Consider the following 22,780-nt stretch of genomic DNA (forward strand, 5'->3'; position numbering starts at 1 on the left):
CCCGGCCGAAGCCGAGCGCCACGACTACGCGTCGTAGTCCTGGTCGAGCCGGTCCTGCATCTCCGTGTCGTCCATGTCCTGGCGGCCACGGTTGGGCTGCGGCTGCTGCTGGCCCCGCTGGCCGGCCCGCTCGCGCGCCTGGTCCGTCTTGCCCTTGCCCTTGTGCTGGCCGGCCTGGCCCTGCTGGTCCTTCATACCCATGGGGGTTCACTCCTGTGGTGATGAGAGTGGGGAGTCGGCCCCTTGCGGGGCCACGACCAGATTCACACGGCCGACCACGCTCCGCATGTGGATCAGTGACGGTGCGTGACGCGCGCGGCCTCGTCCGCCGCACCGCCCGCACCCACCAGCCCGGACCGCATCCCCTCCAGCCGGGGCGCGAACCGCTTCATCTCCCGCTGCCCCACCGACCCGATGAGTGCCGGGAGATACCCGCGCACGCTCTGCATCCCGCGCAGCCACCACTGCGCGTACACGTGCGAGGAGCGCCGCTCGATGCCCGCGACGATCCGGTCCACCGCGGGGCCCAGCGGATACGTCTTGTTGGACGGCCACGGCAGCCGCTGCCGCAACTCCCGCATCACGTCATCCTGGTCGGCGCCGCGCACCATGTCGGTGTCGGTCCACGACAGATAGCCGACACCGACCCGCACGCCCTGGTAGCCGACCTCGGCCCGCAGACTGTGCGCGTACGCCTCCACACCGGACTTGGAGGCGCAGTACGCCGTCATCATCGGCGCCGGCGTGATCGCGGCGAGCGAGGCGATCTGGAGGAGGTAGCCGCGGCTTTCGACCAGCACCGGCAGGAACGCACGGGCCGTCACCGCCGAGCCGATCAGATTCACCTCGATCACCCGCCGCCACGCCTCCGGATCGGAGTCGACGAACGGACCGCCCGTCGCCACACCGGCGTTGGCGACCACGATGTCGACCTTGCCAAACCGCTCCTTCACCTCCCGCGCCACCCGGCTCATCGCCTCGTGATCGGTGACGTCGGCGTACCAGTGGGCACTCTCGCTGTGCAGCCGGCCGGAGACCTCCTTGAGGACCTCCTCCTCCAGCCCGACCAGGGCCACCTTCGCGCCGCGCGCCGAGAGCTTGCGCGCCAGCAACTCGCCGACACCGCGCGCCGCTCCGGTGACGACCGCGACCTGCCCCTCCAGACCGACCCTGCTCATGCGCCCTCCTTGATCCGCGCGGGAGCGGGCTCGCCGGCCCCCGTGACATACGTGGTGACGAGTTCCCGGATACGGCCCGTGACCAGTTCGGGCTCCTCGACCGGGGTCATGTGCCCGATGCCGGGCAGTTCGGTCAGGCCGACGCAGTTCGGCAGCCCGGCGGCCATGGCGTGGGCGTGCACCGGGGGCACGAGGCGGTCGGCCGCGCCGTGCACGATCGCGGTGGGCATGCTCAACGCCCGTATGCCGTGGTCGAGATCGAGCGTGGCCAGCACCTGGGACCAGGCGTGCCGCGCGGGCGTCGGACAGGCGTGCACGATCCGGGCGCAGGCCTCCACCATCTGCGGCGTCGAACGCGTGCCCATGGTGCCGTACTTCAGGATGCGCTTGGCGACCGGGGTGACCGGCCCGAACGGGACGCGCGAGCCGAGCACGCGCCCGCTGAGCCAGGCACGCACCGGTCCCTCGCGCAGCGGCAGCACCCGGGCCTCGGCGACCAGCCGCGAGCTGCCGGTGCTGCACAGCAGGACGGCGGCGGCGTGGGCGCGCAGCCGGGGACGCTCGGCGGCGGCCATGATCGTCATGCCGCCCATGGAGTGACCGACGACCAGGGCCCGTTCGCCGTCCGCGAGCGTCGCGGCGAGCACGGCCTCCAGGTCGTCGGCGAGCGCCCGGGTGGTGCACACCGGGCTCAGCGGACTGCGCCCGTGGCCCCGCTGGTCGTACACGATCACCCGGTGGTCGGCCGCCAGGTCCCTCAGCTGCGCCGCCCAGAAGGCGGTCGAGCAGGTCCAGCCGTGCAGCAGGACGACCGGGGGGGCGTCCTGCGGACCGTGCACCTCGACGTGCAGCCGGGCGCCGTCGGTGGAGGGGACGGCGAGTTCACGGGCGGGGGCAGGCGGGGCGTACGGGCCGGAGGTGACGGCCGTGATCCGGCTCACGCGGCGACCTCGCTGTTCCGCCCGCTCTTCGAAGACCCCGCCGGCTCACCGGACTTCGCGCCCTCGGGGGTCTGCCGGGCCGCCGCGGGGCGGACCACCTCGTACTCGCCGAGGTCCACGTGCCGGGTCATCCGCCGGAACTCGCCGGTCGTACCGGGCCAGACGGTGGTGTTGCGGCCGCTCGCGTCGAGGTACCAGCTGGTGCAGCCGCCGGTGTTCCACACGGTGCGCCGCATGCGCTCCTGCACCTTGTGGTTCCAGGCCGCGACCGCCTCCGGCCGGGCGTCCAGGGCGGTGCGGCCGCCGAGCACGTCCAGCTGGCGCAGATAGTCGGCCATGTAGTTCAGCTGGGACTCGATCATCAGGATCATGGAGGAGTTCCCGAGGCCGGTGTTGGGCCCGATGACCGTCATGAAGTTCGGGAAGCCGGCGGCCGTGGCGCCGCGCAGCGCCTTCATGCCGTCCTTCCAGGACTCGGCGAGCGTGATGCCCTCCGCGCCGACCACCCGCTCGGCGATCGGCATGTCCGTGACGTGGAAGCCCGTGCCGAAGATGATCGCGTCGACCTCGGTCTCGGTGCCGTCGGCGGCGATCACCGTGGAGCCGCGGATCTCGCTGAGCCCGCTGTCGACCACGTCCACATTGGGCCTGGTCAGCGCCGGGTAGTAGGTGTTGGACAGCAGGATGCGCTTGCAGCCGATGCGGTAGTCCGGGGTGAGCTTGGCACGCAGCGCCGGGTCCTTGACGGCGCGGGCCAGATGCCGCTTGGCGAGCTGCTCGACCAAGCCGAGTTCGTCGGGGTGCTTGGTGAAGGCCTGCACCTGGAGTTCGCGGATGCCCCACAGCAGCCCGCGCCGCAGCTGGGTGGTCAGCGGCAGCGAGCGGTGCAGCCAGCGCTCGGCCGGGCTGATGGCGCGGTCCACGCGGGGCATCACCCACGGCGGGGTGCGCTGGAAGAGGGTGAGCCTGCCCACCTGGGACTGGATGGCGGGCACGATCTGGATGGCGGAGGCGCCGGTGCCGACCATGGCCACGCGCTTGCCGCGCAGGTCGTAGTCGTGGTCCCAGCGCGCGGAGTGGAACACCTTGCCGGGGAAGGAGTCCAGGCCCGGGACGTCCGGGGTCTTCGGGTCGGACAGCGGGCCGGTGGCGGAGACCACGACGTCGGCGGTCAGCGACCCGCGCGTGGTCTCGATGTGCCAGCGCAGCTCCTCGCGGTCCCAGCTCAGCAGCTTCACCTCGGAGTCGAAGCGGAGGTGCCGGCGCAGTCCGAACACGTCGGTGACGTGCTCCAGGTAGGCGCGGATGTGCCGCTGCCCGGAGAAGGTGCGGGGCCACTCGGGGTTGGGTGCGAAGGAGAAGGAGTACAGGTGGGAGGGCACGTCACAGGCGCACCCGGGGTAACTGTTGTCCCGCCAGGTGCCTCCGACGCTGCCGGCCCGTTCCAGGACGACGAAGTCGGTGATCCCCTCGCGGCGCAGCCGCACCGCGGCGCCCAGCCCGCCGAAGCCGGACCCGATCACCGCCACCCTCACATGCTCGTGCTCGGCCATCCCGAAGCCTCCACGCCTCACCTAGAAATGCTGCCAGTGAACACTGGCACGATGGGACTGTAGAACAGCTCCGTACCGAGCGGTAGGGGGCGCGGGAAGGAAAGTTACCGGCGGTACACCATAGGCTTCGGACGTGGCAGGAGACGCAGAACACCCGGAGGCACCCCGTCAGGGCCCGCGCGAGTACCGCACGGAGGAGCTGGCGCGGCTGGCCGGCATCACCGTGCGCACGCTGCGCTTCTACCGCGAGCGCAAGCTGCTGCCCCCGCCCCGCCGCGAGGGCCGCCTCGCCTGGTACGACGACCACCACCTGGCCCGGCTGCGCACCATCGGCGCACTGCTGGAACGCGGCCACACCCTGACCGGCATCGCGGAACTCGCCGAGGCCCTCGACCAGGGCCGGAACGTCGCCGACCTGCTCGGCGTGGGCACCCCGACCGAGGAGGAGCCGATCCGCCTCACCCCGGAGGAACTGGCCGCCCGCTTCGAGGGCCAGGTCACCCCGGAGAACCTGGCCGCCGCGCTGAAGGCGGGCTACCTGGGCACCGACGGCGAGGAGATCGTGCACATCAGCCGCCGGCTGCTGGACGTCTCCTCCGCCCTGGTCCGCGAGGGCATCCCGCTCGCCGAGGTCCTGGCCGCCGGCGAACGCGTCCGCGAACACGCCGAGGCCCTGGCCGACCTGTTCACCACCATGGTCCTGCGCCACGCCCCCGAAGAAGACCTGCACCGCCTGCGCCCCCTGGCCCGCAGCGTGGTCGACGCCGAACTGTCCCTGGCCCTGGACCGGAGGCTGAGCAAGCGGGACTGAACCCGGCTCAGGGGCCGTAGACCACGGTCACCGGAGCATGGTCGGACCAGCGCTCGGCGTGCGAGGCGGCGCGCTCCACCCGGGCCTTGAGGGCGCGGGCGGCGAGGCCGGGCGTGGCGCAGTGGTAGTCGATCCGCCATCCCGCGTCGTTGTCGAACGCCCGGCCCCGGTACGACCACCATGTGTAGGGGCCCTCGGTGTCCGGGTACAGGGTGCGGACGACGTCGACGTAGCCGCCGTCCGCCGGGTCGAGGACCTGGTCGAGCCAGGCGCGCTCCTCGGGGAGGAAGCCGGAGTTCTTGGTGTTGCCGCGCCAGTTCTTGAGGTCGGCCTCGCGGTGGGCGATGTTCCAGTCGCCGCAGACGAGCACCTCGCGGCCCTCGGCGGCGGCCCGCTCGCGCAGCCGCTTGAGGTGGGCGAGGAACTCTCCCATGAAGCGGACCTTCTCGTCCTGGCGCTCGGTGCCGACCTCACCGGAGGGCAGGTAGAGGGAGACCACGGTGACGCCGGGCAGGTCGGCCTCGACGTAGCGGCCGCTGCCGTCGAACTCGGCGGAGCCGAAGCCGACCCTGGTCCGGTCGGGCTCGCGCCGGGTGTAGAGCGAGACGCCCGCACGGCCCTTGGCCGCGGCCGGGGCGTGCACCACGTGCCAGCCCGCAGGCCGTCCGGCCTCCTCGGGCAGCTGGTGCGGCTCGGCGCGCACCTCCTGGAGGCAGACGACGTCCGCCTCCGTCGCGGCCAGCCACTGGACGAAGCCCTTCCTGGCGGCGGCCCGCAGCCCGTTCACGTTCACCGAGGTCACAGTCAGCACCCGGGCACGATACCGGCACACTGGACGGAGCCCTCACCACCGAGGGGTCCCTCTCGCAGGAAAGCGCGATGCCCAGCATGAACCTCCGCCGCGTCCGTTTCGACCATCCCGACGCCATCAAGCTCAACGACGTGGTCCAGGCCGAGTACGCCGAGCGCTACGGCGACGACGGCGACGCAACGGTCCTCACCCCGGAGGACTTCCTCCCGCCCCGGGGTCTGTATCTGATCGCGTACGACGAGGCCGACCGCCCGGTTGCCACCGGCGGCTGGCGCGGCCAGGACCGCAACGACGAGGGCTACGCGGACGGTGACGCCGAGCTGAAGCGGATGTTCGTGATCGAGCAGATGCGCGGCCGGGGCCTGGCCAGACGAATACTGGCCGCCCTGGAGGAGGACGCCCGCGCGGCCGGCCGCGTCCGGATGGTCCTGGAGACCGGCACCAAGCAGCCGGAGGCCGTCGCCCTGTACACCTCCAGCGGTTACGAGCCGTGCGCCAAGTTCGGCTACTACCGCTTCCACGCGGAGAGCCTCTGCTACGCCAAGCTCCTGTAGACGCGCTGAAGCCCCGGTCGGTGAGAACCGACCGGGGCTTCATGCTGCGTGGACCTGAGGGGATTTGAACCCCTGGCCCCCTCGATGCGAACGAGGTGCGCTACCGGACTGCGCCACAGGCCCTTGCAACGAGTGAAACTCTAGCATCCCGATCGGGGTGCTTGGAAATCCGTTCCCCGACTGGTCAGGGGCGGCTTTCGGAGTGTGGCGGCCGTCACTCGTTGGCGGCGCGCGGGCGGTCGCCGTCCTCGTACTGGTCGAAGAGCGGGGTGCGGCCGCGCTCGCGTGCCCGGCGCGCGGAGGCGGCGCGGCGCGCGTCGCTGCGGCCGTCGGCCGGCCGGTCCCCGGCGGCGGACGCCGGCTCGTCCTCCTCGGCGGGCGCGTGGCCCGCCTCGGCCTCCGGGGCGACGGCGCTGGAGCGGGCCGAGCTCCAGGTGTCGGGCCCGCCGAGGTCGACGCCGGAGGTGGCCCGGGGTGCGACGGGGGCGGTCACGTAGGTGGGCAGCGGCACCGGTACCGGCTCCCAGCTGTCCCCGCGTCCCGGGCGCTGCTGCCGCTCGCGCTGCTGGTCGACCCATTCGGCGTGGTCGGTCTGTTCCACGAGGGCGCGCCGGTCCGCGGCGAGCGCGAGGAGGCCGGGGTCCGTGTCGGTCCCTGTGGCTTCCTCCGGTTCGTCGGCGGCGTGGGCGGCCTCGGGCGAGGGGACCCGTCGGCGCGGCTGGCGCTCGCGCAGCCGCTGGGCGGCGACCTCGGCGCGGCGGCGGTCCATCTGGTAGGCGAAGCGGCGGCGTTCCTGGGTGCGCAGGTAGGCGATGTACGCGCTCAGGAGCACGGCGGGTACGCCGGGTGCCCAGAGGAAGGCGAGGCCGCCGACGGCGGCGACGATCGCGCCGAGGGTGAAGGCGAGGAAGAGCAGCACGGTGGTGCGCCGACGGCGCGCGAGCACTTTGGAGCGCCGGGCGCGCGCCGCGGCGGCCTGCGCCGAGGGTGTGCGTCGGGGCGCCGGTGCGTGCTGCCGGGCGGGATCCTGGTCCCGGTCCGGTTCCGCGCTCCGGGACGCCTCGGGGCCGGTGTCCAGGGGGATCTGACGGCGGGTCGGAGGCATGGCGAAGGCCCGGACGTCCACCGAGTCGGTGACGGCGTCCGGGTCGACGGCGTCCGGCTCCCCCTCCTGGGTGGAGCGCGCCCGCAGGTCCTTGGCGTACCGGCGCTCCATACCCGCCCGTCCGGACAGCAGCCGGATGGCGGTGCTGAAGCGTTCCGTCGGACGGGCCTCGTTCAGCTCGTCCTGCCTACGGAGCCACATCGGCACCAAGTAGGCGGCCCAGGCCCCGACAATGACTGCGTAGATGAGGCCGCTGCTGCTCACGCCTCACACCGTAGAGGGGTTTGGCCGAAGGGATCGGCCAATTGGGCCGGTGTGTCGCACGATCTGGCTGATATTTCCAGCATTTTTGCGACCGATGCGATCAGCGGACCGCTCGCACGAGGTAATTCAAAGCCGCAGAGACGGTCAAGCGCCGATCAATTTCGAACATATATTCAATTACTGTTCTGCGGATTCCGTTGTCCCCGCGCCGCCGAGCGCGCCCGCCGCCAGCGTCCGAGCAGCCCGTCCGGCACCTCCTCGGCGGTGAGCGCGAAGACCAGGTGGTCGCGCCAGGCGCCGTCGATGTGCAGATAACGCGGGCGCAGCCCCTCCTCGCGGAATCCGAGTTTCTCCACCACCCGCCGGCTCGGCCGGTTCTCCGGGCGAATGCACACCTCGATGCGGTGCAGCCCCACGCTGCGGAAGCAGTGGTCCACCGCCAGCGCCACGGCCGTCGGCATCACCCCGCGCCCGGCCACCGCCTCGTCCACCCAGTAGCCGATGTGCCCCGAGCACATCGATCCCCAGGTGATCCCGGCCACCGTCAACTGCCCGACGAGCCGCCCCTGGTACTCGATGACGAAGGGCAGCATCCGGCCGGCGTTGGCCTCGCGGCGCAGATGCCGGACCATCTGCCGGTAGGTCGGCCGGTGCGCGACCGGACCGCTCGGGGTGGGCGGCGGGATCGTGGCCTCCCAGGGACGCAGCCAGTCCCGGTTGCGCCGGTTCACCTCGCGCCAGGCCCCCTGGTCGCGCAGCTTTATCGGGCGGAGGACGACGTCGCCGTCCGCCAGCACGACCGGCCAGATGGAGCCGTTCAGCTCGCACCCCCACTGCTGGGTCTGGGATGGTCGCCGCCGCGGATCTGGTCGACGGCGTGGGTCAGCAGGGGCTCCAGGACGGCCAGGCCGTCCTTCACGCCGCCCGTGGAACCCGGCAGATTGACGATCAGGGTGCGCCCGGCCACCCCGGCCACGCCCCGGGAGAGCGCCGCCGTCGGCACCTTGGCGAGGCCGAAGGCCCGGATGGCCTCGGCGATGCCCGGCACCTCGTGGTCGAGCACCGCGCGGGTCGCCTCGGGGGTGCGGTCGGTCGGGGTGAGTCCGGTGCCGCCGGTGGTGACGATCGCGTCGTACCCGGCGGCCACCCCCTCGCGCAGGGCCGCCTCGACCGGTTCCCCGTCCGGGACGACCCGGGGGCCGTCCACCGTGAAGCCGAGGCGCGCGAGGCCGTCGGCGATCAGCGGGCCGCCCTTGTCCTCGTAGACCCCCGCGGCGGCCCGGTTGGAGGCGGTGACCACCAGCGCGCGGTAGCTCATGACCGGCTCCAGTCGCCCGACTTGCCGCCCGTCTTCTCCTCGACCCGTACGTCCGTGATGACCGCTCCCTTGTCGACCGCCTTGACCATGTCGATCACCGTGAGCGCGGCGACCGTCACCGCGGTGAGGGCCTCCATCTCGACGCCCGTGCGGTCCGTGGTCTTCACGGTGGCCGTGATCTCGACGGCGTCGTCCGTGACCGACAGGTCCAGTTTCACACCCGACAGCGCCAGCGGGTGGCACAGCGGGATCAGGTCCGGGGTGCGCTTGGCCCCCATGATGCCCGCGATCCGCGCGGTGGCCAGCGCGTCCCCCTTGGGCACCCCCTCGCCGCGCAGCAGCTCGACCACGCGGGGCGAGACCAGGACGCGGCCGCAGGCGCGTGCGGTGCGCGCGGTCACGTCCTTCTGGGAGACGTCGACCATGCGGGCCGCGCCGGCCGCGTCGAGGTGCGTCAGACGGTCCTGTGCGGGGGGTCGGGGGGTCTGCCCCCGGGACGGTTCGGTCATGCTGTACGGCGCTCCCGGTCCGGGCCCGTCGCCGTGCGGTGCGCGGGCCTGTTGTGCGCGACACGGTACCGCCAAGTAGCCCCGCACAGCTGACCAGGAGGCGCCTCAGCCGAGCACCACGACCTCCACCTCGGTGCCGGGCTCGACCGACTCCGTGTCCTCGGGTACGACGATCAGCGCGTCCGCCTGGGCCAGCGCCGCGACCAGATGGGAGCCCGCGCCACCCACCGGGGTCACCTCCCCGTCGGCGTACCGGCCGCGCAGGAACTGCCGGCGGCCCTTCGGGGAGCGCAGCGCCTCGTCCGCCTTCAGCGTGGCCCGTACCCGCGGCCGGTGCAGGTCGGTGAGGCCCATCAGGGCGCGGATCGCGGGGCGCACGAACAGCTCGAAGGAGACGTAGGACGACACGGGGTTGCCGGGCAGCGCCAGCAGGGGGGTGTGGTCGGGGCCGATGGCGCCGAAGCCCTGGGGCTTGCCGGGCTGCATGGCCAGCTTGCGGAACTCGATGCCGCTGCCCGCCACGTCCTCGTCGCCGATGTCCGCCAGCGCCTCCTTGACCACGTCGTACGCCCCGACGCTCACCCCGCCCGTGGTGACCAGCAGGTCGGCGCGGATCAGCTGGTCCTCGATGGTGGAGCGCAGGGTCTCGGCGTCGTCGGCGACGGCGCCCACCCGGTAGGCGATGGCGCCCGCGTCCCGCGCGGCGGCGGTGAGGGCGAAGCTGTTGGAGTCGTAGATCCGCCCGCCGCCCAGCGACTCGCCGGGCTGGACCAGTTCGCTGCCGGTGGAGACGACGACCACGCGGGGGCGGGGGCGCACCTTCACCGTGCCGCGGCCGATCGCTGCGAGCAGCGCGATCTGCGGCGGGCCGAGGATCGTACCGGCCTCCAGGGCGCGGTCCCCGGCCTTCACGTCGCTGCCCTCGGCCCGTACGTGCGCGCGCGCCGCCACGGGCCGGTGCACGCGCACCTGGCCCTCGGCGCCCTCGGGGGCGAGGCTGCGCGCCCGCATGCCGGTGGCCGGGCCCTCGCCGAGCCCGCCGTCGGTCCACTCGACGGGGACGACGGCCTCGGCGCCGGGCGGCAACGGGGCGCCGGTCATGATCCGGGCGGCCTGGCCGGGGCCGACCCGCACCGGGTCGTCCGCGCCCGCCGCGACGTCCCCGACGACCTCCAGGACGGCCGGGAACTCCTCGCCGGCCCCTTCCACGTCCGCGACCCGCACCGCGTAGCCGTCCATGGAGCTGTTGTCGAACGGCGGCAGCGACACCGGCACGGTGACGTCCTCGACCAGGACACAGCCCTGGGCGTCCAGCAGTTGGAGTTCGATGGGCTCCAGGGGGTGGACGCTGGAGAGGATGTCCTCCAGGTGCTCGTCCACCGACCACAGGTCGTCTTCGCCGGTGGGGCGGGGCGCGGCGCTGGTCAACTCTGCTGCATCTCCTCGGCTACGTAACTGCGGAGCCAGGCCCGGAAGTCGGGGCCCAGGTCTTCACGTTCGCATGCGAGTCTGACAATGGCACGCAGATAGTCGCCACGGTCGCCGGTGTCGTAACGGCGGCCCTGGAAGACGACGCCGTGCACCGGACCGCCGACCTTCTCGTCGTCGGCCAGTTGCTGGAGGGCGTCGGTCAGCTGGATCTCGCCGCCGCGGCCCGGCTCGGTCGTGCGCAGTATGTCGAAGACGTGCGGGTCGAGGACGTAGCGGCCGATGATCGCGTAGCTGGACGGGGCGTCCGCCGCGTCCGGCTTCTCCACCAGCCCGGTCACCCGGACCACGCCGTCCTCACCGGTGGCCTCCACGGCCGCGCAGCCGTACAGGTGGATCTGCTCGGGCGCGACCTCCATGAGCGCGACCACGCTGCCGCCGTGCCGCTCCTGGGTGTCGATCATGCGGCGCAGCAGGGGGTCGCGCGGGTCGATCAGGTCGTCGCCGAGGAGGACGGCGAAGGGCTCGCGGCCGACGTGCGGGGCGGCGCACAGCACGGCGTGGCCGAGGCCCTTGGGGTCGCCCTGGCGGACGTAGTGCATGGTCGCCAGGTCGCTGGACTGCCGCACCTTGGCGAGCCGTTCCGCGTCGCCCTTCTTCTCCAGGGCCGATTCCAGCTCGTAGTTGCGGTCGAAGTGGTCCTCCAGGGGACGCTTGTTGCGACCGGTGATCATGAGGACATCGTCGAGCCCCGCCGACACGGCCTCCTCGACCACGTACTGGATCGCCGGCTTGTCGACGACCGGCAGCATCTCCTTGGGAGTGGCCTTGGTGGCCGGAAGGAACCGGGTACCAAGGCCTGCCGCCGGAATGACAGCCTTGCTGATCCTGGGGTGCGACTGAGTCATGCCCGCCACCTTAACCGGTGACTTTAGGGGCAATCCGGAGATCAACTCGGACGCCCCTTCGACGACGGAAACCAGGAAGGGCACGAGAAGGACCCGTGGAACACGACGGACGCGCGGACGACTCTGACAAGCGGAAGTTGCGGCGAGACCTCCTCTCGGTGAGGAGCGGGTTGCCCGAGGATGACGTGCGGGAATCGGGCCGGGCGCTGGCCGCGCGCGCCCTGGAACTGCCCGAGCTGGCGCGGGCGCGCACGGTCGCCGCGTACGTCTCGGTGGGCTCCGAGCCCGGCACGGGCGCGCTGCTGGACGCGCTGCGCGCGCGGGGGACGCGGGTCCTGCTGCCCGTGCTGCTGCCCGACAACGATCTCGACTGGGGCGAGTACACCGGCCGGGAGTCCCTGGCGCGGGTGCAACACGGCGGGAAGATGGCCCTGTTCGAGCCGTCGGGCGCGCGGCTCGGCCCCGGGGCCGTGACGGGCGCGGACGTGGTCCTGCTCCCCGGGCTCGCGGTGGACGCGCGCGGGATGCGGCTGGGGCGCGGCGGCGGCTCCTACGACCGGGTGCTGGCCCGGCTGGAGCGCGCCGGGGCCCGTCCCCGGCTGGTGGTGCTGCTGTACGACACGGAGGTCGTCGACCGGGTCCCGGCCGAGGCGCACGACCGGCCGGTGCACGCGGTGGTGACGCCGTCCGGGGTGCGCCGCTTCGGCCGGTAGGCGGCCGGTGGACAGGGGAACGGCCCTCCACGCGTGCGCGGAGGGCCGTTCCGGGGTGATCGCGGCGGCTACGGCTGGAGGACCAGCGTGTCGCTCGTGCTCTTGTCGACCGCCTTGGCGGAGTACGACCAGGGCAGCAGCTCACCCTTGGACCACTTGTCCGTCTGGTCCGTGTAGTGGGCGCTGAAGGCGTGCCCGGAGGCGCCGGTCAGGTTGATCCACTTGGACTTGTCGAGGTCGGCGAGGTTGACCACCATCCGCATCGACGGCACCCAGACGACGTTGTAGCCGCCGGCCGCGTTCCAGCCGGTCGCGTCCACCGCGGCCTCGCCGCCGTTGAGCTTCCAGGGGCCGCGGTTGAGCAGGTACTGGAGCGCCTTCGGGCCGTCGGTGCCGAGCGTCTGGTTCTTCAGGAACAGGCGGTGCAGCCGGCCCCAGCTCCAGGTGTCGATGTCCTTGCCGAGCTTGGCGGTCAGCTCCCAGCGGGCGTCGATCATGGCGCGGGCGAAGAGCTGGTCCATGTTGGCGGCCGGCGGGCGGGTGCCCGCCTTGGGGGTCTTCCACCAGTCGCTGTCCGGCTTGTTCATCAGGTTGCGCACGACCTCGAACCAGCGGTCGCCGCCGTCCGGCTGCGCCTGGTCGTCGGCGCGCTGGCCGCACTCGCGCACCTTGGTGTCGTCGTCGACGGGACCGGTGCTGTCGATCTTGTCGACCCACAGGCACTGGCCCTTGACGCGCAGCTCCTTGGGGAGCTTGTTGCCGAAGGCGAGCTTGAGGATGTTGCGCCAGACGGCGTTGAAGTACGCGGCGGCCGCCGAGTCGGAGTCCTGGGTGTAGTCCCAGCCCTCCAGCAGCTTCTGCGCGTCGCGCACGTTCTTGTCGTCCAGGTTGATCTTCAGCAGCTTCGGCACCAGCAGCTTGGCGATCTCGCTGCTGTCGTCCAGCTGCATCTGCCGCATGTCGTCGGTGGAGATCTTGCCGCCGCCCTTGATCTTGGACTCGATCAGGTCGGTGATCCGCTGGCTGCGGGTGCCGTAGCCCCAGTCGGTGGTCAGGGTGTACGGGTACTTGTCCTTGTCGACCACGGCCTGGTTGGCGGTGACGATGTAGCCGCGCTTGGGATCGAGCTCGTACGGCAGCTCGTCCTGCTGGATGAAGCCGGTCCAGCGGTACTGCGGGTCCCAGCCCGGCGCGGGCACGGAGCCGTCGTCGGCGGCGGAGCGCGTGGGGATCTTGCCGGGCAGCGTGTAGCCGATGTGGCCGCGGGTGTCGGCGTAGACCAGGTTCTGCGAGGGGACGTCGAACTTGGCGGCCGCGGCGCGGAAGTCGGTCCAGCCGGCCGCCTTGTCGAGTGCGAACACGGCGTCCATGGAGGTGCCGGGGTCGAGCGCGGTCCACCGCAGGGCGATGCCGTAGCCGTCGCCGCGGTCCGGGGCCGCGGTGTTGACCGTGGCCTTCTTGCCGACCTGGACCAGTTCGTCGTCGCGGTCGGACAGCAGCGGCATCCCGTCCTGGGTCTGCCGCACCACGATCTTCTTCGGGGCGCCGCCGGCGACCTTGATGGTCTCCTCGCGGGTCTTGAAGGGCCGCACCTTGCCGCCGTACTGGTAGCCGCCCGCGGTGACCTTCTCCAGGTAGAGGTCGGAGACGTCCACCCCGGAGTTGGTCATGCCCCAGGCGATGTCGCCGTTGTGGCCGATGATCACACCGGGCATGCCGGCGAACGTGTAACCGGTGACGTCGTACTGGCACTTGGCCGACACGGTCCGGCAGTGCAGGCCCATCTGGTACCAGACGCCCGGCAGGGACGCCTCCAGGTGCGGGTCGTTGGCCAGCAGCGGCTTGCCGGTGATGGTGTACTTCCCGGCGACGACCCAGGAGTTGGAGCCGATGCCCTGGCCGTTCACGCCGACGGCGGTCGGGAGGTTGTCCAGGGCGTTGTAGAGGCCCCCCAGCTGGCTCGTGAGGCCCGAACCGGTGCCGGTGGAGGTTCCGGTGCCGGTCGTGCCCGTGGTGCCCGTGGACGAGCCCGTGGCGCCGGTCGTGCCGCTGCCGGTCGTGCCCGTGGTCCCCGTGCCCGTCGTACCGGTCGTGCCCGTGGTCCCCGTGCCCGCCGTGCCCGTGCCGACGGGCGTGCCCGCTCCGGCGCTCTGCTCGAAGCTCTTGGTCAGCGCGCTGTACTGGCCTTCCTGCACGATCGGCTTGTTGCGGCTGTAGGGGTAGTCCGGGTAGAGGTCCCGGATCTGCTGCGGGCCGAGCCGGCTCGTCATCAGGGCGCGGTCGATCTCGTCCTGCATGTTGCCGCGCAGGTCCCACGCCATCGCCTTCAGCCAGGAGACCGAGTCGACCGGGGTCCACTGCTCGGGCTTGTAGTCGTTGGTCAGGTTGAGGGCGGCGTACTCCAGGGAGATGTCCTTGCCGTCCTTGCCCTTCAGGTAGGCGTTGACGCCCTTGGAGTAGGCGTCCAGGTACCGCTTGGTGGCGGCCGACAGCTTGGTGTCGTACTCCTGCTTCGCCACCCGGTCCCAGCCCATGGTGCGCAGGAACTCGTCGTTCTTGACCTGGCTCTTGCCGAACATCTCCGACAGGCGCCCGGCGGTCATGTGCCGGCGCACGTCCATCTCGTAGAACCGGTCCTGCGCCTGGACGTAGCCCTGCGCCATGAACAGGTCCGCGTCCGAGGACGCGTAGATCTGCGGGATGCCGTTGGCGTCCCGCTTGACGTCGACCGGGCCCGACAGACCGTCGAGCTTGATCGTTCCGGTGGTCTGCGGCAGGGAGGCGCGCACCGTGCTGACCGACCAGTACCCGCCGTAGGCGATGCCTGCGATGACGGCCATGACCAGCAGCAGTACGAGCAGTCGGGCTCTTCGCCCCTTCTTCCTGCCGGACTTGGCGGGCGCGGCACCGGTGGTGGCGGTGTCACCCGTTGTGGCGGTGGTGTTCGGGGGCATCGCTGTCCTTGCTGTCCTAACGCGAGCGGCAGGTCGGGCTGTGACTTTGAATGAGCGCTGGAGCAACCATAGGCGCAGGACCCCGTCCGCCTTGACGCGGAGTCGGGAACGAACGCGCACGAGCGTTCGGTCATCCCTGGAGAACGTCAAGAAAGCGTCAAGAATTAGGTAAGGTAACGAAGTACTTGGATGCGGTCCGCCGCAGCCTCGGATCTTGTGTTCGCGCCGTCCGCGCGTCCCCGCGCCCGGGCCAAGGAAGGGAAGCGCCGCTGACTGTTCACCACCTCAACCAGCTCCTGCTCGTCTGCTCCCTCGTCCTGCTCGTCGCCGTCGCGGCGGTGCGGATCTCCTCGCGCAGCGGGCTCCCCAGCCTGCTCGTCTACCTGGGGATCGGCGTCGTCATGGGCCAGGACGGCCTGGGCCACATCCGCTTCGACAGCGCCGCCGTGACGCAGGTCATGGGTTACGCGGCCCTGGTCGTGATCCTCGCCGAGGGCGGTCTCGGCACGAAATGGAAGGAGATCCGGCCGGTCCTGTCGTCCGCCTCCGTCCTCGCCACCGGGGGCGTCGCGGTCAGTGTCGGGGTCACCGCGGCGGGCGCGCACTATCTGGTCGGGCTGGACTGGCGGCAGGCCCTCATCGTCGGCGCGGTGGTGTCCTCGACGGACGCGGCGGCCGTCTTCTCCGTGCTGCGCAGGATTCCGCTGCCGTCCCGGGTGACCGGCACCCTGGAGGCGGAGTCCGGCTTCAACGACGCCCCGGTGGTCATCCTGGTCGTCGCCTTCTCCACGGCCGGACCGGTCGAGCACTGGTACCTGCTGCTGGGCGAGATAGCCCTGGAGCTGGCCATAGGCGCGGCCGTCGGGCTCGCGGTGGGCTTCGCCGGCTCCTGGGGGCTCAGGCACGTGGCGCTGCCCGCCTCCGGTCTCTACCCGATCGCCGTCATGGCCATCGCCATCTCGGCGTACGCGGCCGGCGCCCTGGGGCACGGCAGCGGCTTCCTCGCGGTCTACCTGGCCTCGATGGTGCTGGGCAACGCCAAGCTCCCGCACTGGCCGGCCACCCGCGGCTTCGCCGAGGGACTCGGCTGGATCGCCCAGATCGGCATGTTCGTCCTGCTCGGCCTGCTGGTCACCCCGCACGAACTGGGCGACGACGTCGTGCCCGCCCTGGTGATCGGGCTGGTGCTGACCATGGTGGCCCGCCCGCTCAGCGTGGTGCTCAGCCTGACGCCGTTCCGGGTGCCCTGGCAGGAGCAGACCCTGATGTCCTGGGCCGGGCTGCGCGGCGCCGTGCCCATCATCCTGGCGACGATCCCCATGGTGAACGGCGTCGAGGGCAGCCGGAGCATCTTCAACATCGTCTTCGTCCTGGTCGTCGTCTACACCCTGGTGCAGGGACCGACCCTGCCCTGGCTGGCACGCAAGCTGCGGCTCGGCGAGAAGGGCGAGGCCGCCGACCTCGGCATCGAGTCGGCGCCCCTGGAGCGGCTGCGCGGGCACCTGCTGTCCGTGACCATCCCGGAGGAGTCGCGGATGCACGGCGTGGAGATCGCCGAGCTGCGGCTGCCGTCGGGTTCCGCGGTCACCCTCGTCGTCCGGGAGGGAAAATCGTTCGTTCCGCTGCCCAGCACGGTGCTGCGGCGCGGCGACGAACTCCTGGTGGTCGCCACCGACCCGGTGCGCGACGCGGCGGAGCGACGGCTGCGCGCGGTCGCCCACGGCGGCAAGCTGGCGAGCTGGCTGGGCACGGACGGGGCGGAGGCCGGCGGCTCGGGGACCGGAAAACGGTGACGCCTGTACGATGAGGGGCGCACCCTGATCGAACCAACTCTGCCTGACGCAGAGCTGGCGCGACCGTATGGCGGCCGGGACGCCCCCCACCTGTGCGTGGGCGCCGGTATCTACCGCAGTCCGCGCAAGAGGACAGCTCTCGGCGACCGGACCCGCACGGGGCCCGCGCGCTACCAGGCGGCGGAAAGGCACGGGCCGTGGTATCCACGGTCACCGACGAATCGGCGAAGACCTCGACGGCGTCCTCCCGCCCGGGATACGGACCACTGCTGCGCACCCGCGGCGCGTGGACCTTCCTGCTCCCCGGTTTCGCGGCGCGGCAGCCGTTCGCGATGCTCACCCTCTCCATCGTGCTGCTGGTGCAGCACACCACCGGCTCGTACGGCGCCGCGGGCGCCGCCGCGGCCGTCACCGGCGTCTCCATGGCGCTGTTCGCGCCCTACAGCGGGCGCCTGGCCGACCGTTACGGCCAGCGCGCCGTGCTGCTCCCCGGCGTCCTGGTGCACGCGCTGTCCGGCCTGTCCCTGACCGCGCTCGCGCTGGCGCACGCCCCTCTGTGGGCGCTCTTCCTGGCGGCCGTGCCGACCGGCGCCTCGGTGCCGCAGGTCGGCCCCATGGTCCGGGCGCGCTGGGGCGTGAAGCTCCAGGGCACGCCCCTGATGGCCACCGCCGCCGCGTTCGAGTCCGTCACCGACGAGCTGACCTTCGTCTTCGGGCCCCTGCTGGCGACCGCGCTGTGCACCGCCGTCGACCCGGCGGCCGGCCTGCTCACCGAGGCCGGCCTGACCCTCGTCGGCGGTCTGCTGTTCGCCGCGCAGAAGAGCACCCAGCCGCGGGGGACCGCGCGGGACGGGCACACCCGCGAGGACCACGGCTCCGCGCTGCGCGTGCCCGGGGTGCGCGTGCTGGTCGTGACCTTCCTCGGCATCGGCTCGGTCTTCGGCGGCATGCAGGTGTCGCTGGCCGCCTTCACCCAGTCGATCGGCGAACCCGGTCTGAACGGCGTCCTGTACGGCGTGTTCGCCGCCGGCAACATGCTGTCCGGCATCGTCTGCGGCGCCATCGCCTGGAAGGCGGCCCCCCAGCGCCGCCTGGTCGTCGGCTACACGGCGCTCGCGGTGGCCGCCTCCGCGCTGTGGACGGCGCACTCCGTGCCGCTGCTCGGCGCGCTCGGCCTGCTGGTCGGCATGTGCATCGCGCCGTCGCTGATCACCGGCTACACGCTGGTCGACAAGCTGGTGCCGGCGGGCGCGCGCACGGAGGCCTTCACCTGGCTGACCGGCGCGGTGGCGCTGGGCCAGGCGGCCGCGGTCACGGTGGCCGGACAGCTGGAGGACCGGCTGTGGGACGGCTCGGGATTCCTGGTGCCGATGGGCGGCACGGTGCTCGCCCTGGTGACCCTGCTCACGCTGCGCTCACGGCTCGCCGGACGCCGGGAGAGCCAGGAGGTGGCGCGTGGCGTCGGTCACCGCACGCCGGTGACGGTGGACTGATCCCCGGGAATGCGTCACTATGGAGCGTCGTTAGCACTCATTGAGTGAGAGTGCCAGGAGGAAGACAGTGCCGACCTACCAGTACCAGTGCACCGAGTGCGGCGAGGGCCTCGAGGCGGTGCAGAAGTTCACCGACGACGCCCTGACCGAGTGCCCCAACTGTGGTGGCCGCCTGAAGAAGGTGTTCTCCGCGGTCGGCATCGTCTTCAAGGGCTCCGGCTTCTACCGCAACGATTCCCGCGGCTCCACGTCGAGCAGCAGCCCGGCGGCGAAGTCGTCCGGCTCGTCGTCGACGTCCGGCTCCTCGTCGTCCGACTCGAAGTCGCCCTCGGCGTCGTCGGCGTCCAGCTCGACCGGCACCTCCGCCGCCTGAGGCCTTCCGCTCGACGCCGGCCCCGCTGTCGCACGACGGCGGGGTCCTCGGCGTCCCCCGGCCGGGGCGCGGAAGCCGTCGCGGAACCCCCTGCTGCGCGGGCGCGCGGCCAGCTAATGTCTTGGCCATGGCGAACGCAGAGATCGGCGTAATCGGCGGCTCGGGCTTCTACTCGTTCCTCGAGGACGTGACCGAGGTCCGGGTGGACACCCCCTACGGGCCGCCCAGCGACTCCCTCTTCATCGGCGAGATCGCCGGCCGGCGGGTCGCCTTCCTGCCCCGGCACGGCCGCGGCCACCACCTGCCGCCGCACCGCATCAACTACCGCGCCAACCTGTGGGCGTTGCGCTCCCTCGGCGTGCGCCAGGTGCTCGGCCCCTCCGCGGTGGGCGGCCTGCGCCCCGAGTACGGGCCGGGCACGCTGCTGGTGCCGGACCAGTTCGTCGACCGCACCAAGTCCCGGGCGCAGTCCTACTTCGACGGACTGCCGCTGCCCGACGGCACGGTGCCGAACGTCGTGCACGTCTCCCTGGCCGACCCCTACTGCCCCACCGGGCGGGCCGTCGCGCTCAAGGCCGCCCGGGGCCGGGACTGGGAGCCGGTGGACGGCGGCACGCTGGTCGTGGTCGAGGGACCGCGCTTCTCCACGCGCGCCGAGTCGCTGTGGCACCAGGCGCAGGGCTGGTCGGTCGTGGGCATGACCGGCCACCCCGAGGCGGCCCTCGCCCGCGAACTGGAGCTGTGCTACACCTCCCTGACCCTGGTCACCGACCTCGACGCGGGCGCCGAGACCGGCGAGGGCGTCTCCCACGAGGAGGTGCTGCGGGTGTTCGCGGCCAATGTGGAGCGGCTGCGCGGGGTGCTCTTCGACGCGGTGGCCGCGCTGCCGGAGAACGGGGCGCGGGACTGCCTGTGCACGCACGCGCTCGGGGGGATGGACCCGGGCTTCGAGCTGCCGTAGCGGGAGCGGGGTGCCGTAGCGGGAGCGGGGTGCCGTAGCGGGCTGGGGGCGTGCGCGCAGGGCCAGAGCGGACCGGGGACGTCGGTGGCGTGCCGTGACCGGTGCGCGGGCGGGGGCTCCCCGCCGCGGGAGCGGAACGGCTCGTTCGGGTGGGCGAGTTGTCCACAGGCGGCCCGCGGTCCACAGGCTCCGGCGGGATTCGGCGCGAGGCGTCATCGTGGCAGCGCAAGCCGAATTCCTCGTCGCAGGCGGTGATCCCGATGCCCACGCCCCTGTCCGCCCAGCCGTCCTCCTCCCTGCCCACGCCCCTGCCGCCCTGGCCTTCCCCGTCCTGGCCTTCCCCGTCCTCGTCCCCTCTGCCTTCGCCGCCACCGCCCCCACCTCCTCCGCCCCCGTCCGCCGGGCCGTCGCCTTTTCCGCGGCTGCCGCGGCCCCTGGGCACGGACGCGCCCGCGACCTGCGAGGTGCCGCCGTTCGCCCCGGTGCGGGTGCGCGGCGGGAGGTACCGGGTGCAGCGGCTGGTACGGCACCGGGGGCGGGCGGTGGCGGCCGGCCTCGCGGTGACCGCGGCGGCCCTGGTGGCGGCGGGGCCGCGCGCTCCGGCGGGCCGCCCCGCCGCGGCGCCGCACACCGGATACGCGCGCGGACACCCGGCGGCCGCGCCGCACCGGCAGCACCCGGCGGAACTGGTGGCGGCACCCGTGCGGATCGCGGACGCGGACACGGTCCGGCTGCTGCGCCCCGGTGACCGGGTGGACGTCGTGGCCGCGCAGGACGCGGCGGCCGGGAGCGGTGCCCGGGTGCTCGCGCGCGGAGCGCGGGTGACGAGGGTGCCGCGGCCGCCGGACGGCGTGGCCGAGGGCGGCGCGCTGATCGTGCTGGCGGTGCCGCGCGCCACGGCGACGGCGCTCGTCGGTGCGGGCGCCACGGCGCGACTGGCGGTGACGCTGTGCTGAACCCGGGCGGTCCGCTGCTTGACGACTCGCCGTCAAGTCGCTCGTTCGAGGGACAGGATTGGACACGATGGCGGCACCGTGCCGTAGGTTGCGGAGCGTTTTGTTCCACAACTTGTGTACACGAGGAGCGTCCCAGAGGTGAGCGCGAAGAAGGAACCGAGCGTCTTGCAGGGCTTCAAGGCCTTCTTGATGCGCGGCAACGTCATCGACCTGGCCGTGGCGGTGGTCATCGGCGCCGCCTTCACGAACATCGTGAACGCGCTGGTGAAGGGGATCATCAACCCGCTGGTCGGTGCGATCGGCACGCAGAACCTGGACAACTACAGCACGTGCCTGAGCAGCTCGTGCCACGGGACGCACGGCATCCAGCTGATGTGGGGCTCCGTCCTCGGCGCGGCGCTGTCCTTCCTGATCACCGCGACCGTCGTGTACTTCCTGATGGTCCTGCCGATGTCGAAGTACCTGGCCCGCCAGGCGGACCGCAAGGCGGCGCGGGAGGGCACGAAGGAGATCGTCGAGGTGACCGAGCTGGAGGTCCTCAAGGAGATCCGCGACGCGCTGCTGGCCCAGCGCGCGGCGGGGCACGACGACAAACGTTAGACCGGTGTCCGCCGCCGGCTCAGATGTGGTGCGGCGGCTTCTCGTCGAGGAAGCGCTTGAGGTCGGACGCGCTGTCGCCGTCCGGCCGCTCGCCCCAGCCGCGGTCGGTGTCGTCCGAGGACTGCTGGTCCAGCGGGTCGTCGAAGACCAGCGCGGGCTTCGGGTCGCGCGGCTCGGATGCGGGGGCGTCGCTCATGCGTCCAGGGTACGACCTGCGTCCCAAAGGCCCTCCGGCCGCTTGTGCGGCCCTTCACCAGCCGGTGGCCCGGTTTTCTGATCTGCTGGGAGCCATGACGTCCAGTTCCACCCCGGCCCCCGCCTCCCCCGGCGCCCCGCACCCCTCCGCCCCCGTGAAACGGCTCACCGCGCGCGGGCGTGAGGAGGCCCACCGGGTCTCCTCCCCGCTGGAGCTCTTCTTCGACCTGTGCTTCGTCGTGGCGATCGCACAAGCGGGCGTGCAGTTGGTGCACGCCATCGGCAACGGGCACCCGGGCACCGGGGTCCTCGACTACGCCATGCTGTTCTTCGCCATCTGGTGGGCCTGGATGAACTTCTCCTGGTTCGCCTCGGCGTACGACAACGACGACGTGCCCTACCGGGTCGTCACGCTGGTGCAGATCGCCGGCGTCCTGGTGCTGGCCGCCGGTGTCTCCCAGGGCTTCCAGCGGCACGAGTTCCTGGCGGTATGGCTCGGCTACGCGATCATGCGGGTGGCGATGGCCACCCAGTGGCTGAGAGCGGCGCGCACGGCCGGGGGCACCGAGCGCCAGGCCACGCTGCGGTACGCGGGCGGCGTGCTGCTGTGCCAGGTCGGCTGGCTCGGTCTGGTCGTGCTGCCGCAGCCGGCCCGCCCCTGGGTGTTCCTGGTGATGGCGATCCTGGAGATGTGCGTGCCGCTGTTCGCCGAGCGCCACCACGAGACGTCCTGGCATCCGCACCACATCGCCGAGCGGTACGGCCTGTTCACGATCATCGTGCTCGGCGAGACGATCTCCGCGGCCACGGTCGCGGTGAAGTCGGCCGTGGACAGGCACTCCGCGCTGGGCGAGCTGGTGCCGATCGCGGGCGGCGGGCTCCTGATCGTCTTCTCCGCCTGGTGGATCTACTTCGTGGTGCCCATCCACGGCCATCTGCGCTCCAGCAAGCGGGCGTTCCTGTGGGGCTACGGCCACTACCTGATCTTCGCGTCGGCGGCGGCGATCGGCGCGGGCCTGGAGGTGTCCGTGGAGCAGGCCGTCGGCTCCTCGCACCTCTCCGCGACGGCCGCCTCGGCGGCGGTGACCCTGCCCACGGCGCTGTACCTGCTGGCCGTCTGGGCGCTGCACGCCCGGCACTTCAAGGTGGGCATCGCCCAGCAACTGGTGCTGCCGGTCGCGGCCCTGCTGGTGCTCTGCTGCACCTTCCTCGGCGACCGGGCGGTGCTCGCGGCGGGCCTGGTCTGCGCGGCGGCGGTGGCGGCCGGGGTGACGCTGACGGCGCGCACGGTGCGCGGGCAACGCGCGGCGACCGCCACGACACCGGCCGGCTGACCCCTTCGGCGGCGGCCGGGAGTGGGCC

At 72.3% G+C, this 22,780-nt stretch carries 23 protein-coding genes and 1 tRNA gene; 10 read left to right on the forward strand and 14 right to left on the reverse strand.

Going from position 1 to position 22,780, the window contains the following annotated elements; translation table 11 throughout:
* Positions 1-24 precede the first annotated feature (24 nt).
* The 4 genes from BLW85_RS39415 to BLW85_RS17345 all read right to left on the reverse strand — a co-directional run bounded on the left by BLW85_RS39415 (position 25) and on the right by BLW85_RS17345 (position 3,672).
* The gene (locus BLW85_RS39415; RefSeq protein WP_167381411.1) at positions 25-201 is read right to left on the reverse strand and encodes a hypothetical protein; all 177 of its coding nucleotides are present in this window, start codon (positions 199-201) and stop codon (positions 25-27) included.
* Between the two features lie 92 nt (positions 202-293).
* Positions 294-1,178 (reverse strand): SDR family oxidoreductase, encoded by an 885-nt coding sequence (locus BLW85_RS17335; protein WP_074992526.1) that lies wholly within the window; start codon positions 1,176-1,178, stop codon positions 294-296.
* The gene (locus tag BLW85_RS17340; RefSeq protein ID WP_074992527.1) at positions 1,175-2,119 is read right to left on the reverse strand and encodes an alpha/beta fold hydrolase; all 945 of its coding nucleotides are present in this window, start codon (positions 2,117-2,119) and stop codon (positions 1,175-1,177) included. The genes BLW85_RS17335 and BLW85_RS17340 overlap by 4 nt, the downstream gene beginning before the upstream one ends.
* Positions 2,116-3,672, reverse strand: coding sequence for a flavin-containing monooxygenase (locus BLW85_RS17345; protein WP_074992528.1), 1,557 nt, complete (start codon positions 3,670-3,672; stop codon positions 2,116-2,118). The genes BLW85_RS17340 and BLW85_RS17345 overlap by 4 nt, the downstream gene beginning before the upstream one ends.
* Before the next feature lie 133 nt (positions 3,673-3,805).
* Here BLW85_RS17345 and BLW85_RS17350 point away from each other — a divergent pair, with 133 nt between their 5' ends.
* Positions 3,806-4,483, forward strand: a complete 678-nt coding sequence (locus BLW85_RS17350) for a MerR family transcriptional regulator (protein ID WP_074992529.1) — start codon at positions 3,806-3,808, stop codon at positions 4,481-4,483.
* A 7-nt stretch (positions 4,484-4,490) separates the two neighbouring features.
* Here BLW85_RS17350 and BLW85_RS17355 read toward each other — a convergent pair whose 3' ends face one another.
* Positions 4,491-5,294: an exodeoxyribonuclease III gene (locus tag BLW85_RS17355; RefSeq protein WP_074992530.1), complete on the reverse strand. Its 804-nt coding sequence runs from the start codon at positions 5,292-5,294 to the stop codon at positions 4,491-4,493.
* Positions 5,295-5,371: 77 nt separating this feature from the next.
* Here BLW85_RS17355 and BLW85_RS17360 point away from each other — a divergent pair, with 77 nt between their 5' ends.
* Positions 5,372-5,848, forward strand: coding sequence for a GNAT family N-acetyltransferase (locus BLW85_RS17360; protein ID WP_070024426.1), 477 nt, complete (start codon positions 5,372-5,374; stop codon positions 5,846-5,848).
* 49 nt (positions 5,849-5,897) lie between these two features.
* On the opposite strand, the gene BLW85_RS17365 is transcribed toward BLW85_RS17360, so the two are convergent.
* From BLW85_RS17365 to galU, 7 genes are all read right to left on the reverse strand, one after another.
* Positions 5,898-5,971 (reverse strand) — tRNA-Ala (locus BLW85_RS17365).
* A gap of 91 nt (positions 5,972-6,062) precedes the next feature.
* Positions 6,063-7,217, reverse strand: coding sequence for a divisome protein SepX/GlpR (sepX, locus tag BLW85_RS17370; RefSeq protein ID WP_208624851.1), 1,155 nt, complete (start codon positions 7,215-7,217; stop codon positions 6,063-6,065).
* A gap of 173 nt (positions 7,218-7,390) precedes the next feature.
* Positions 7,391-8,014: a GNAT family N-acetyltransferase gene (locus BLW85_RS17375; protein WP_070023752.1), complete on the reverse strand. Its 624-nt coding sequence runs from the start codon at positions 8,012-8,014 to the stop codon at positions 7,391-7,393.
* Between the two features lie 20 nt (positions 8,015-8,034).
* Positions 8,035-8,535 carry a MogA/MoaB family molybdenum cofactor biosynthesis protein gene (locus tag BLW85_RS17380; protein WP_074992531.1) on the reverse strand — a complete coding sequence of 167 codons (501 nt, stop codon included), beginning with the start codon at positions 8,533-8,535 and terminating at the stop codon, positions 8,035-8,037.
* The gene (gene moaC, locus BLW85_RS17385) at positions 8,532-9,044 is read right to left on the reverse strand and encodes a cyclic pyranopterin monophosphate synthase MoaC (RefSeq protein ID WP_070023754.1); all 513 of its coding nucleotides are present in this window, start codon (positions 9,042-9,044) and stop codon (positions 8,532-8,534) included. The genes BLW85_RS17380 and moaC overlap by 4 nt, the downstream gene beginning before the upstream one ends.
* A 105-nt stretch (positions 9,045-9,149) precedes the next feature.
* A complete protein-coding gene (gene glp, locus BLW85_RS17390; protein ID WP_070023755.1) occupies positions 9,150-10,472 on the reverse strand; it encodes a molybdotransferase-like divisome protein Glp in 1,323 nt (440 codons plus the stop codon).
* The gene (gene galU, locus BLW85_RS17395; protein ID WP_070023756.1) at positions 10,469-11,380 is read right to left on the reverse strand and encodes a UTP--glucose-1-phosphate uridylyltransferase GalU; all 912 of its coding nucleotides are present in this window, start codon (positions 11,378-11,380) and stop codon (positions 10,469-10,471) included. Before galU ends, glp begins: the two co-directional genes overlap by 4 nt.
* Before the next feature lie 95 nt (positions 11,381-11,475).
* On the opposite strand from galU, the gene BLW85_RS17400 reads away from it, so the two are divergent.
* Entirely contained in the window at positions 11,476-12,093 is a 618-nt protein-coding gene (locus BLW85_RS17400) for a 5-formyltetrahydrofolate cyclo-ligase (RefSeq protein ID WP_071828480.1), read from the forward strand.
* Between the two features lie 68 nt (positions 12,094-12,161).
* Here the strand turns inward: BLW85_RS17400 and BLW85_RS17405 are convergent, their stop codons facing one another.
* Positions 12,162-15,047, reverse strand: a complete 2,886-nt coding sequence (locus BLW85_RS17405) for a penicillin acylase family protein (protein WP_074992532.1) — start codon at positions 15,045-15,047, stop codon at positions 12,162-12,164.
* A gap of 185 nt (positions 15,048-15,232) precedes the next feature.
* On the opposite strand from BLW85_RS17405, the gene BLW85_RS17410 reads away from it, so the two are divergent.
* From BLW85_RS17410 to mscL, 6 genes are all read left to right on the forward strand, one after another.
* A complete protein-coding gene (locus tag BLW85_RS17410) occupies positions 15,233-16,840 on the forward strand; it encodes a potassium/proton antiporter (RefSeq protein WP_079172353.1) in 1,608 nt (535 codons plus the stop codon).
* A gap of 197 nt (positions 16,841-17,037) precedes the next feature.
* The gene (locus BLW85_RS17415) at positions 17,038-18,333 is read left to right on the forward strand and encodes an MFS transporter (RefSeq protein WP_070023760.1); all 1,296 of its coding nucleotides are present in this window, start codon (positions 17,038-17,040) and stop codon (positions 18,331-18,333) included.
* Positions 18,334-18,400: 67 nt separating this feature from the next.
* Positions 18,401-18,706, forward strand: a complete 306-nt coding sequence (locus BLW85_RS17420) for an FmdB family zinc ribbon protein (protein ID WP_074992533.1) — start codon at positions 18,401-18,403, stop codon at positions 18,704-18,706.
* 127 nt (positions 18,707-18,833) lie between these two features.
* Complete coding sequence (locus BLW85_RS17425) at positions 18,834-19,667, forward strand: S-methyl-5'-thioadenosine phosphorylase (RefSeq protein ID WP_070023762.1); 834 nt, start codon at positions 18,834-18,836, stop codon at positions 19,665-19,667.
* A 422-nt stretch (positions 19,668-20,089) separates the two neighbouring features.
* Positions 20,090-20,623, forward strand: coding sequence for a hypothetical protein (locus tag BLW85_RS17430; RefSeq protein ID WP_107409136.1), 534 nt, complete (start codon positions 20,090-20,092; stop codon positions 20,621-20,623).
* A 138-nt stretch (positions 20,624-20,761) separates the two neighbouring features.
* Positions 20,762-21,223 (forward strand): large conductance mechanosensitive channel protein MscL, encoded by a 462-nt coding sequence (gene mscL, locus BLW85_RS17435; protein WP_070023765.1) that lies wholly within the window; start codon positions 20,762-20,764, stop codon positions 21,221-21,223.
* Positions 21,224-21,242: 19 nt separating this feature from the next.
* Here the strand turns inward: mscL and BLW85_RS39420 are convergent, their stop codons facing one another.
* Positions 21,243-21,419 (reverse strand): hypothetical protein, encoded by a 177-nt coding sequence (locus tag BLW85_RS39420; RefSeq protein WP_167381412.1) that lies wholly within the window; start codon positions 21,417-21,419, stop codon positions 21,243-21,245.
* A 94-nt stretch (positions 21,420-21,513) separates the two neighbouring features.
* On the opposite strand from BLW85_RS39420, the gene BLW85_RS17440 reads away from it, so the two are divergent.
* A complete protein-coding gene (locus tag BLW85_RS17440; RefSeq protein WP_070023766.1) occupies positions 21,514-22,752 on the forward strand; it encodes a low temperature requirement protein A in 1,239 nt (412 codons plus the stop codon).
* Positions 22,753-22,780 lie beyond the last annotated feature (28 nt).

The sequence above is a fragment of the Streptomyces misionensis genome (assembly GCF_900104815.1).
In the GTDB taxonomy this organism is placed as follows: domain Bacteria; phylum Actinomycetota; class Actinomycetes; order Streptomycetales; family Streptomycetaceae; genus Streptomyces; species Streptomyces misionensis.